Source organism: Planktothrix sp. FACHB-1355 (genome assembly GCF_014748295.1).
Classification (GTDB): Bacteria; Cyanobacteriota; Cyanobacteriia; order Cyanobacteriales; family Aerosakkonemataceae; genus Aerosakkonema; species Aerosakkonema funiforme_A.
In genome coordinates this window covers 1-11,709 of the sequence record NZ_JACJUP010000070.1, presented here as the reverse complement: position 1 = coordinate 11,709, position 11,709 = coordinate 1, and the positions used below count along the sequence as shown (strand labels likewise).

10 protein-coding genes are annotated in these 11,709 nt (G+C 40.8%); 8 read left to right on the top strand and 2 right to left on the bottom strand.

Going from position 1 to position 11,709, the window contains the following annotated elements; translation table 11 throughout:
- The 8 genes from H6S82_RS05675 to H6S82_RS05640 form a co-directional block, all read left to right on the top strand.
- Positions 1-3,030 (top strand): PAS domain S-box protein (locus H6S82_RS05675; RefSeq protein ID WP_191056073.1); only part of this gene is annotated, 3,030 nt, incomplete at its 5' end.
- Positions 3,027-4,118: an ATP-binding protein gene (locus H6S82_RS05670; protein WP_190475432.1), complete on the top strand. Its 1,092-nt coding sequence runs from the start codon at positions 3,027-3,029 to the stop codon at positions 4,116-4,118. The genes H6S82_RS05675 and H6S82_RS05670, both read left to right, overlap by 4 nt.
- 86 nt (positions 4,119-4,204) lie before the next feature.
- On the top strand, positions 4,205-4,852 hold the full coding sequence (locus H6S82_RS05665) for a response regulator (RefSeq protein ID WP_191056072.1): 648 nt from the start codon (positions 4,205-4,207) through the stop codon (positions 4,850-4,852).
- Between the two features lie 14 nt (positions 4,853-4,866).
- Positions 4,867-6,684, top strand: a complete 1,818-nt coding sequence (locus tag H6S82_RS05660) for an EAL domain-containing response regulator (protein WP_190474368.1) — start codon at positions 4,867-4,869, stop codon at positions 6,682-6,684.
- Between the two features lie 59 nt (positions 6,685-6,743).
- Entirely contained in the window at positions 6,744-7,859 is a 1,116-nt protein-coding gene (locus H6S82_RS05655; RefSeq protein WP_190474370.1) for a response regulator, read from the top strand.
- A gap of 90 nt (positions 7,860-7,949) precedes the next feature.
- Positions 7,950-8,636: a lecithin retinol acyltransferase family protein gene (locus H6S82_RS05650; RefSeq protein ID WP_190474372.1), complete on the top strand. Its 687-nt coding sequence runs from the start codon at positions 7,950-7,952 to the stop codon at positions 8,634-8,636.
- 11 nt (positions 8,637-8,647) lie between these two features.
- On the top strand, positions 8,648-9,421 hold the full coding sequence (locus tag H6S82_RS05645) for a glutathione S-transferase family protein (RefSeq protein ID WP_190474374.1): 774 nt from the start codon (positions 8,648-8,650) through the stop codon (positions 9,419-9,421).
- 154 nt (positions 9,422-9,575) lie between these two features.
- Complete coding sequence (locus H6S82_RS05640) at positions 9,576-10,124, top strand: Uma2 family endonuclease (RefSeq protein WP_190474376.1); 549 nt, start codon at positions 9,576-9,578, stop codon at positions 10,122-10,124.
- On the opposite strand, the gene H6S82_RS05635 is transcribed toward H6S82_RS05640, so the two are convergent.
- Both H6S82_RS05635 and H6S82_RS05630 read right to left on the bottom strand, forming a co-directional pair.
- On the bottom strand, positions 10,073-11,131 hold the full coding sequence (locus H6S82_RS05635; RefSeq protein WP_190474378.1) for a DNA cytosine methyltransferase: 1,059 nt from the start codon (positions 11,129-11,131) through the stop codon (positions 10,073-10,075). The genes H6S82_RS05640 and H6S82_RS05635 overlap by 52 nt on opposite strands.
- The gene (locus H6S82_RS05630; RefSeq protein WP_190474380.1) at positions 11,106-11,609 is read right to left on the bottom strand and encodes a GNAT family N-acetyltransferase; all 504 of its coding nucleotides are present in this window, start codon (positions 11,607-11,609) and stop codon (positions 11,106-11,108) included. The genes H6S82_RS05635 and H6S82_RS05630 overlap by 26 nt, the downstream gene beginning before the upstream one ends.
- Positions 11,610-11,709 lie beyond the last annotated feature (100 nt).

The following is an 11,709-nucleotide window of genomic DNA, read 5'->3' as shown; positions in this document are numbered from 1 at the left end:
CGCATTATTACACCATCCGGTCATCTCAAGTGGATTGAAGGCATTTCTAGCCCGGAAAAACAAACCAATGGCGATATTATTTGGGATGGTTTATTTATTGACATCAGCGATCGCAAACTTGCCGAAGAAGCACTCCGCGAAAGCGAGTCGCGGTTGGCACTGGCGCTGGAAGCGGCGCAAATGGGGACTTGGGACTGGGACATGAAAACCGAGCGAGTCATTTGGTCAGAAAGGACTGAATTCATTTTTGACCTTGCACCTGGTTCTTTCCCCGGAACTCCAGAAGCATTTTTTAGCTGCATACATCCAGAAGATCGCCCCCCGTTAGAACAAGCGATTCAACTTGCCATTGAAGAGAGAACATCCTATAGCATAGAAACCCGCATTATCTGGCCTGATGGTACTGTACGTTGGATCGCCTGTATCGGCAATATTATCTGCGAACGCAACGGAGAGCCAGATCGGATGACAGGGGTAATGATGGATATTACCGAACGGAAGTTGGCAGAAGAGGCGTTGCAGGAGAGTGAGTGGCGGCTGCGGATGGCCCTCAATGCTGCCCAAATGGGGACTTGGGATTGGGATATCGAGACAAATAACATATTATGGTCAGAGCAAACAGAAGTAATCTTTGGCTTTGCTCCCGCTTCTTTTACTGGAACTTATGACACTTATATAGACCGGGTTCACGCTGACGATCGCCACTACCTCAAGGCTACAATTACTGACACTCTTAAAGAAAAAATACCCTATAGCATCGAACATCGCGTCATTTGGCCTGATGGCTCTATCCGCTGGGTTGCAGCTAAGGGTGATATTATCTGCGATCGGACAGGTCAACCGATCGCAATGAGCGGTGTAGTTATGGATATTACCGATCGCAAGCAGGCGGAAGCAGCATTGCGCGATAGTGAATTCAAACTTCGCACGATCGTAGAAAACAGTAACGATGCTATTTTTATCAAAGATAAAAACGGTCACTACATATTTATTAATAGATCGGGGGCAAAATACTTAAACCGCTCGATCGAAGCAATTTTAGGCAAACGAAATGAAGATTTTCTGACCGCAGAAAGCGAACGACAAATTCGTGAATTCGATCGAATAGTCATGTCAAGTAATATGGCTTGGACTTGTGAAGAAGTTTTCGAGACGAATGAGAGCAAACGCATTTTCTTATCTACTAAGTGTCCCTATCTTTCCGCAGAAGGCGAGCTGCTGGGTATCGTTGGTATATGTCGCGACATTACCGAAAGCAAACAAGTAGAGGAAAAGATGCGAAGTCACTTAGCTGCGGTGGAAGCAGCAGGAGATGGGATTGGCATCGTTAATGCCGCAGGCGAATACATCTACATTAACCAGTCCCACGCCAAAATTTTTGGCTACGACAGGGCTGAAGAACTGATCGGTAAAACTTGGCAAGAGTTATACTACGAAGATGAATGTAAACGCATTCAAGGAGACATCATCCCCATCGTGATACAACAAGGTAAGTGGCAAGGAGAAGCAACTGCCAGAAGAAGCGACGGCACCACATTTGCACAGGAACTTTCCCTCACCTTAGTTGCAGATGGAGGACTAATTTGCGTTTGTCACGATATTACCGAACGCAAACAAACAGAAGAAAAGTTGCGCTTAACAGATAGGGCGCTTGTTGCTAGCAGTAACGGTATTATTATCTCAGATACCAAACAGCCGGATAATCCTGTCATTTATACCAATCCTGCTTTTGAGGAGATGACCGGTTACTCTGCGGCTGAGGTAATCGGACGAAACTGTCGTTTTCTACAAGGTAGCGATACAAATCAACCGGGTTTGGAAAAACTGCGGGCTGCGATTACGGAAGGAACTACTTGTAAAGTTGTGCTGCGGAACTACCGTAAAGATGGCAGTTTGTTCTGGAACGAATTAAATGTTTCGCCAATTTATGATGGCAATGGCATTCTCACTCACTACATTGGTATCCAAAACGATATTACGGAGCGCAAGCTAGCGGAGGAGGAACTACAAGCAAGCACTTCTCGGCTATCAGCCCTGATTGAAAATTTACAGATGGGGATTTTAGTTAAAGATGAGTTTAACCAAGTCGTCACGATCAATCAAGCATTTTGCGATATTTTCAATATCCCCATTGTACCTGCTGCTTTAATCGGAGCCGATTTTTCTACTTTCTACGAAGATTTTCAACAAGTTTTTGCAGAACCGGAAAAATTTTTCCAGCAGCATCGTGAAATATTAAGCTCCAGGCAAATAGTCACCAACGAAGAAGTGACAATGGTAAATAGTCACTTCTTTGAACGGGATCATGTACCGATTTTTGTAAGAGGAAAGTACAGCGGACATTTATGGATGTATCGAGATATTACCGAACGGAAACAAGCAGAGAATCACATCAGGGCATCTCTTAAAGAAAAAGAAGTTTTGCTTAAAGAAATTCACCATCGAGTCAAAAATAACTTACAGGTAATTTCTAGCTTACTCAAGCTTCAGTCTGCGTACATAAAAGATGAACAAGCCTTAGCTTTATTTACAGAGAGTTATAACCGTATTAGGTCGATGGCTCTCATCCATGAAAAGCTGTATCAATCAGAAGGTTTATCAAGGATTAACGCTTCTGAATATATTAACGAAATGGTGCGAAATTTGGTGAATTCTTATAAAGTTTACACAAGCTCTGTTCAATTAGGCATTGAAACTGAAGAAATGGAAATAGACATCGATACAGCAATTCCTTGCGGTTTGATAATTAATGAATTAGTTACTAACGCACTAAAATACGCATTCAACGATAGAGAAAGTGGAAAACTATGCGTTAAGTTTTATCGACTCGATCGGGATAGTCTCCGCTTAGAAGTTAGCGATAATGGTGTGGGTTTACCCTCAAACTTTGACATTGAAGAAATTGACTCGCTAGGCTTACAGTTAGTTTACAACTTAACAGAACAACTGGACGGAGAAATCGAAATTGATTCATCTGGGGGCACTGCTTTTAAGATCACCTTTAGGAAACAAATCAGGGAGGAAAAATGACAGCGACAATTCTAGTAGTAGAAGATGAAGTAATTATTGGTATGGACATTAAAAATAGCTTAAAAAAATTAGGCTACCATGTTCCGGCTGTAATTGCTACAGGCGAAAAAGCAATTGAAAAAGCCGAAAAAATCCAACCGGATTTAATACTGATGGATATTATGCTAAAAGGTTCGATGGATGGAGTAGAAGCGGCAGACAAAATTCGCCATCTTTTCAATCTACCTGTGGTTTTTCTGACTGCCCATACCGATGCCAAAACTTTAGAGCGAGCTAAAGGAGCTCAGCCGTTTGGCTATATAGTTAAACCATTTCAAGAAAAAGATTTACACACTACTGTCGAGATTGCTTTAGCTAGGTGTAAAGCCGAAACAGAAATTCGCAAAGCTCTAGAAAAGGAAAAGGAACTTAACGAACTCAAAACTCGTTTTGTTTCTATGGTTTCCCATGAATTTCGGACACCAATGTCCACAATTTTGTTTTCTTCTGATTTGCTGGAAATGTATTTAGACGAATGGTCGAGGGAGAAGAAACTAACTCATGTGCATCGGATTCAATCTGCTATCCAACGCATGATCGAAATGTTAGATGAGATTTTGGTGATTGGAAAAGCAGAAGCTGGTAAACTGGAATTTAACCCCAGTCCGATTAATTTACAAAAGTTTTGTAAGGAATTAGTAGAAGATATTGAAGTATTCGATCGAGAAAAACATCCGGTCGAAGTCAATATGAAATGCAACTGCAACGAGGCTATTATGGATGAGAAATTACTGCGTCATATTTTGAGTAATTTGTTGTCAAATGCTGTTAAATATTCGCCAGATAACAGCCCGATATTCTTTAGTGCAACCTGTGAAAACAACGAGGTTTTATTTGAGATAAAAGATTTAGGAATTGGCATTCCTATAGAATCTCAAAAAAGTTTGTTTGAAACCTTTTATAGAGCCCCTAATGTCGGTACAATCCCAGGCACAGGATTAGGGTTGGCAATTGTAAAGAAGTCTGTTGAGTTACATGGAGGTACTATTGCTGTACAGAGCGAAGTAGGGGTGGGAACTACATTTACTGTAAAACTTCCCATGAGATAGTTGTGATAATCTTTTGGTTGAGTTAGGATTAAAATAACTCACAAAAGGTCAATAGTTAAACAACAAAAAAGTTTTTTAATAAAATTATGCAACCGACAAAAATTTTGGTAATTGAAGACGAAGAGTTTGTGCGAGATAATATTTTGGATATTTTGGAGTGCAAAAATTTTGATGTTGTGGGGGCGAAGAATGGTGAAGAAGGAATACGAGAGGCACAAAAGCAAATACCCGATTTAATTCTCTGCGATATCATGATGCCTGATATGGATGGTTATAGCGTCTTAACTGAATTACAGCAACAGCCAATAACGGCAGTTATTCCATTTATTTTCCTAACTGCTAAAACAGAACGGGAAGATGTGCGTTTGGCAATGGAACTGGGAGCTGATGATTATATTACTAAGCCGTGTACTGCAACTGAATTACTGAGTGCGATCTCCAGCAGACTCAAAAAACAAGCTATCTATATCGAGCAATATCAAGAGCAACGAAACAAAGCTAGAAGTTTACAAAGAAGAGTCCAAGATCTCCAAAGACTTAGTAACAGTAAAGAAGAGTTATTGCAGAAACTTTCTCAAGATTTACGCGATCCATTATCTAACATCACGATGGGGATTCAAATGCTCAAATTAGCTCCAACGGAGCAAGCACGGGCTCACTATCTAAAAATTTTGCAACAAGAGTGCGCCCGTGAAATAGCCATTCTCAATCAATTAACCAGTTTGCAAGATTAATTAATCCCAAAAAGATGTCAAATCACAACACCTTAATTTCCACAACAGCCAAACCGGGCACGAAGATCTTAGTCATTGAAGATGATGAGCTGATTCGAGCGAATATTATAGATATTTTAGAGGCGCAAAGGTTTAAGGTCATTGCCGCCAAAAATGGTCGCTTGGGTATATCTTTAGCTCAAGAGATTCTGCCCGATCTAATTCTTTGTGACGTAATGATGCCCGAACTAGATGGTTACGCTGTTCTGGCAGGGTTACGTCAAGATCCTTTGACAGCAGTAATTCCGTTTATCTTTTTGACTGCATTGGCGGATAGAGCTAATACTCGCAAGGGAATGGAGCTAGGGGCAGATGACTATCTGATCAAACCGTGTAAACCACAGGAATTGTTAAATGCGATCGCTACTCGACTCGCCAAGCAAACTATTATTACTGGAGTTTATACTACTGCCCTTAAGCAAGCATCACAACAACTGAATAAATCCCGAAAATATGATAGCTTAACCGAGCTACCGAATCGACTTTTACTAGAAGAGCGCTTTAATCAAATTATAACTTGGAATTTATCTCATAAAAAACAATTACCAGCCGGTTCTAAGCAACTTATTTCTATTTTGTATCTGAGCTTAGATAGATTTGAAAAAATCGTTGAATTTTTAGGACATTCAAGTTGCGATTTATTACTAAAAGCTGTAGCCGAGCGGTTACATAAATGCGTTGAAGAAAGCAATACAATCGCTCGCTTAAATACGGATGAGTTTGTCATTATTATAGCAACGCCACAAACCAAAAAAGGAATTTCTAAAATAGCACAAACTATTATAGATGAGCTTTGTAAACCTTTCCTAATAGAAAACAATAGCAAACTTATCATCACCGTTAGCATCGGCATTGCTTTTTATATGTGTGATGGAGATGATTTAGAAAAATTACTGTTATCCAGTTATAAAGCTATGCTTAAATCCAAGGAAAACGGAGGAAATTTATACACATTTTATCGCAGCAGTTTCCAAATAATAACTTCTGAAAATCTCGCTTTACAGACTAGCTTAGGATATGCTTTAGAGAGAGAAGAACTTGAAGTATATTATCAACCGAAAGTCAGCCTACGTACTGGGAAAATTGTCGGTGCAGAAGCTCTTTTGCGATGGAATCATTCACAACTAGGGATAATCTCGCCTGCTAGATTTATTCCCATTGCCGAGGAAACCAACTTGATAGTTCCTATAGGTGAGTGGGTCTTGAAAACAGCTTGTCAGCAAACAAAAGGATGGCATAATGCTGGGTTCTCCGATTTGCGGATAGCCGTAAACATATCCGCACGGCAGTTCAATCAACCAGACCTATATTCTAGAGTCTACCAACTATTAATAGAAACAGGATTAGATCCAAAATACCTTGAGCTTGAATTAACTGAAAGCGTACTTATGCAAAATACAGAAGTCAGCATTGTGAGATTGACGGCTTTTAAGGCGCTAGGAGTACAGATTGCCATTGACGATTTTGGGACGGGGTATTCTTCTTTGAGTTATCTACAACAATTTCCATTTGAAACGTTGAAAATAGACAAATCTTTCATTGGTAAAGTTAATAGCGACCCTAAAACGAAGTTGATTACCAAAAATATTATACAGATGGCTCACGATCTCAAATTAAATTTAGTTGCTGAAGGAGTAGAAACGCAAGCAGAATTAAACTTTTTATATTATAATGATTGTGATGAGATGCAAGGTTATTTATTTGACAAGCCTTTGAATGTACGTGACTTTGAAGAAAGATTGTTAGCGGGGAAAAGTCTACAAATATTGCCAGCTAAATCAGATTTAGATTAGCGGTCTGTAAATTCTAGCTGTCGAAACAGAAGTAAATTCTATTTATTGAGGAAGAAAAAATGACAAAGATTTTGCTGATCGAAGACGAGCAAGCAATTAGAGAGAATATCTTGGATCTGTTGCAAGAGCAAAATTTTGAGGCTACAGCCGCAGAAAATGGCTTAAAAGGTATTCAGACTGCCAAAGAAATTAGGCCAGATTTGATTATTTGTGATGTGACAATGCCCGATCTAGATGGCTACAGCGTCCTACAGGCATTGAGAGGTGACTCAACTACAGCGATGATTCCTTTCATTTTTCTGACAGCTTTAGCTGATAAAGCCAATACTCGCAAAGGTATGGAATTGGGAGCTGACGATTATCTAACTAAGCCATGTCGGCCAGTTGAATTACTGAAAGCAATTGAGACTCGATTGGAAAAACAAGCACTGATCGAGCAAAAACAAGCACAAAAAATGGAAGAATTGCGTAATAATATTACTTTTTCTCTTCCGCATGAGCTACGAACTCCATTGAATGGAATTCTGGGATTTTCAGAGATTTTACTTACGGAACTAAATCGGCCAGATCTGCTTGAAATTAGAGAAATGGTTGAGCATATTCACGTTTCTGGTCGTCGGTTATATCGATTAATACAAAACTTTTTGTTATATGCAGATCTAGAGTTAATCGCTAACGTACCAGAGCGCATAAAAATGCTACGCAGCCACTATACAGAAAGCATCGATTCAATTATTGCAGAGCGAGCGATATACCAAGCAGAACAAGCAGAGCGAAGAGCCGATTTGCGCTTACAATTGCAAGATGGTCAGGTCAGGATGTCTGCTCAACGTCTGAATAAGTTGGTTGAAGAATTGGTGGACAATGCGTTCAAATTCTCTGAGCCTGGAACGAGAGTGGATGTTGTCACTGAAGTAGACAAAAATTCGTTTATTTTATCTGTAAGCGATCGAGGGCGGGGGATGAAAGCCGAGCAAATTGCTAATTTGGGAGCTTATATGCAATTTGAACGCAAACTTTACGAACAACAAGGCTCTGGATTGGGGTTAGCGATCGCCAAGCATTTAGCCGAATTACATGGAGGTACTTTAACGATCGAGAGTGTACCCAATCAAGAAACAACAGTTACAGTCATACTGCCAAAGGACGACCCATATACTGAATCTAATAATTGAGCCAAAATAGATTGCGGTATAACTTCAAAAATTTATTAAGTAAAATTTTTGAATAGTTGGCAATACTGGGAAGAGTGAAACTAACGACTTATGGCACGAGGCGATCAAATTTATGCGATTCGACAGTTTCTCACGATTGAAGGTGTTTACCAGCATCACGGTATTGACTGCGGCGATGGAACTGTGATTCACTACCGCAAAACGAGCGCTACCATTGAACGCACTTCCATTGCTACGATGGCTCAAGGTTCAAAAGTTTATGTAAAGCAGTACCAAACTTGTTTCATTCCCGATGTAACGATCCGTCGTGCTGAAAGTCGTTTAGGCGAACAAAAATACAATTTGCTGTTTAACAATTGCGAACACTTTGCTACTTGGTGCAAGACCGGTGTTAGCTACAGCCAGCAGGTGGTAGATTTTATCCCTATGCTGGCGAATATCAATGTTGATAGTTTAGCCGAACCTGTAGGCCGATCGCTCAAGGAAGCCAAACAAGATGATGCTATCCAGTTAGTCGATCGAGCCCTCTCCCAAATTCGAGTTACTTGGGATACAATTCAACCTCAGTACACTCAAGAACTCAAGGAAATCGATGTTTGGCAACGAGTTGCGATACAGGCGCTCAAACAAAAGCGGGAAGACTTAGCACGGGCGGCACTTCAGAGAAAGCGGGAGTATAAACAACGTGCCGAATCACATCAGGAAATGCTACAAAAGCTAGCGAAAATGACGGAAACGCTCCTCTTAAATCAGCAATCTTGGCAACAGGTTCAATAAAGCTATACATCATGAAAGAACACAGCCTCGATCGATCGCCATCTTACCGATTAATTACTATTCCAATTAGCCATTACTGCGAGAAAGTCCGCTGGGCATTGGATTGGCTAGAAATTCCTTACATTGAAGAACGCCACGTACCCCTTTTTCATCGACTCGCAACTCGTTCTCTCGGTGGCAAAAGCGTTCCGGTTTTGGTAGCGCCAGAGGTTGCTTTAGTCGATTCAACAGATATTTTGCATTACTTGAACGGCAAAAATGACGGAAGTCGGCAACTTTATCCAACGGAATGGAATCTCCGCCAGGAAGTTGAAAAATGGGAAGAATTATTTGATAGCCAGCTTGGTGTGTCCGCGCGATGTTGGGCATATTTTTATCGCCTTAATGACCGGGAAGCCATGCGTCGAGGTTGGTGCGAAGGAACTCCCCAAATAGAGCAAATGGGATTTGCGATCGCGTTTCCCTTAATGCGTCGCATCGTGCAAAAATCATTGAACGTTACAGCCGCTTCATCTGCCACTTCCTTAGAAAAAATTAGAGAGATTTTTGATAAAGTAAGCCAACGCTTATCTGATGGTCGTCCCTACTTAATTGGCGATAAATTTTCCGCAGCAGACTTGACTTTTGCCGCCCTATCCGCTCCCACTTTACTGCCTCCAGAACATCCTATGAAACTGCCTCAAATAGATGCGATTAACAGCGAAATGGCAACAACAATCAAAGAATTCAGAGAAACTCCAGCAGGAATTTATGCACTTCGTCTTTATCGAGAACATCGTCATTAAACGTAGGGTGGGCATTGCCCACCAAATTGGCCGTCACCCTTCTCCAGACAAAATGGTGGGCATTGCCCACCCTACAAATTATGTTTGGTGAGGGCAATCAAAGGTAACCTGATGCTATTTTTGTACTAAGTGCTAAACAGGAGAGCAAATAGCCATGATCGCTTCTACACTTGCACCCCAAATATCGGAGGTTTTTTCACTGGAAGATTGGATGCAAAATCCTCCAGATCGTAAAGAATGGGTAGATGGGCAATTAGTGGAGAAAAACGGAATGACACTCAAGCACAGTCGGATTCAAGCCAAATTATCTACCTACTGGAGAAATTACAAGGATTCCAGCGGACAAGGAGGAGAAGTTTATACAGAAGTACCTTGTCGAACTAATAAACAGGGACGTTATCCTGATGTTGCATATCTGACACCAGAATTGCTCGCCCAATTTGGCGAACCTGCTGTACTTCCCCAAAGTTTCCCGCTAATTGCTGAGATAGTTTCACCTACAGATTTTGCAGAAGAGGTAATTGCTAAAGCACAAGAATACTTGCAATCGGGTTGTCACGAAGTTTGGTTGGTGTTTCCTGATAATCGCTGGATTATTGTAATTACTCAAAATCAACGACTTGTGTTTATTTCTGATGAGGTAGTTAGCACTCAGACTGTTTTACAAGGTTTCAGTGTAGCAGTAGATGAGTTATTAGCTTGAGGGAAAATGAAAGATTTTAGGATATTTCGATCGCCACTATCTAAATACGTTTTTACAGAAGAAGCTAAAGCTTTCGCTAATATTGGTGGAACTGCATTACCAATCTGGTTGAACTGGCTATTTTCAGAACCTTTAAATTTAAACCAATCTGGGAAACTCTGAAGTCGCGCACCTTCTCTAACTGTCAGTCTTCGCCTGCGTCCGTCGGCTAAACGTATTCGTAACATATCGCCAGTCGCACCGCATAAATTACGACAAGTAACAGTTCTAGAAGGCGCATCAAGATGCAAATCTCTAGGTTTGATACATTTGGATGCTATCTCATATTTTTTAACATATTCATCCATGCTAGGAGTAAGAAATTTTGATTCTGGTGGGGCAGAAAATGCCAGTTCTTCTAATGCTTCTCCAGCAGTGTAGGGCGATTTGAGATGCGTTTTTACAGGCCATTTCCAACCGCCTCTGTGCGCCACGCAAAAAAGCCGTTCTCTTTTTTGTGGAACTCCATAATTGGCAGCATTTAAAATTTGCCATTCCACAAAATATCCTAGTTCTTGCAAAGCGATAACAATTTCTTCAAAGTATGCTTTGTTGCGGAATAGCATTCCCCGCACATTTTCAAATAAAGCAATTTCTGGACGATAGCGCTTAACAGCAGAAATAAATGTTGGGAAGCCATCGCGACTATCTTTTAGTCCTAGTTGATGTCCGCCGACGCTAAAAGGTTGGCATGGTGGCCCTGCAATTATTACTGTTGCACCATCAACTAAATCTGATGAGGGCATTAAAGTAATATTATAACATAAATTACGCAGATTGTGGCTATAAGTTAAGCAGGCATCTTCTAATATTTCGTAGCCAACGGTTTGAAAACCTGCGGCTTCAAAACCAAGGGCAAGTCCGCCGCAACCTGCAAATAAATCTATCACTAAAGGTTGATTGCCTTGGTTTGGGGAAAGTTGAAGTTCTTGATGAATGAAGTCAAGGTACGGGAGTTTGTTTTGCATCTGGCGATATTTCCGATCTGCGATACTGCATAATGGTTACAGAGATGATTGGGATTAGTTTAGCAGCTATTTGAGTTAAGCCAAACTTCCATTTTAGCGATGATGATAACTCTTGCCAGGAAACAGGTACAAAACCAAAACGTGTATAAAAATCTGCCAATTTTTTACCTACACATTCCAGATAAAGCGGTTGGGTTGATTGTTGGATTAAATGTGTGACTAAGTAGCTACCCAAACCGCGATCGCGCCAATTTGGTGCAACTACTAAACTACCTAATTCTTGCGCTTCGGGAAAAGAGCGCAGTTGTCCGCAAGCTACTACAATGTTATCGCATTCAATAAGCCAAAATTGTTGCCAGCGTAACTGGGTAGGATCGAGTTTCGCACTTAATACTAATTTCCGAATTGCCCAGATGTCTCTAGCACTTGCTGGGCGAATAATACAACCTGGTGGTAGGGAATTAGAAGAAGTTTTCATGGCTTAACAGTCTCCAGCGACATGAAAATTGCCGATTTTCGATTGCAGGTTTTAGGTTGAATTTAAATCGGCAATCGAAAATTTAAACTTTGCAATTTCC